The organism is Candidatus Babeliales bacterium, assembly GCA_040879965.1.
Taxonomy (GTDB): domain Bacteria; phylum Babelota; class Babeliae; order Babelales; family JACPOV01; genus JBBDJI01.
Genome location: JBBDJI010000011.1, coordinates 83,700 through 84,015 on the forward strand (window position 1 = coordinate 83,700; position 316 = coordinate 84,015).

The following is a 316-nucleotide window of genomic DNA, read 5'->3' on the forward strand; positions in this document are numbered from 1 at the left end:
CAGAAATAATACCAATTAGCGCTCCTTGGCTTAACATGCGTCGCAAACAAAAAATACCAATTGGGCCTACTGGAAAGGCAATAAAAGCGCCAGCAGCAAGCCCCTTCATAAAAAAAATAATACTCATTTATTATCGCGATTCATTAAGATAATAACGATTTCCATAGAGATCTTTGAAGACAACGCCAATGCCCCAACTCTCTTCTTTTGGCTCACCAATAAACTCGACACCTTTTGCCTTTAAATGTTCATAAGTGCCACGGCAATCGTTGGTTGATAAACAACCAATACCGACATCGCCACCCTGTTTGCCAAT

General features: G+C 40.5%; 1 protein-coding gene. It reads right to left on the minus strand.

Annotated features, from left to right (window positions below; genetic code table 11):
- Positions 1 to 130: 130 nt before the first annotated feature.
- A partial coding sequence (locus WDZ41_02355) for a VOC family protein (protein ID MEX0940175.1) occupies positions 131 to 316 on the minus strand: 186 nt, incomplete at its 5' end.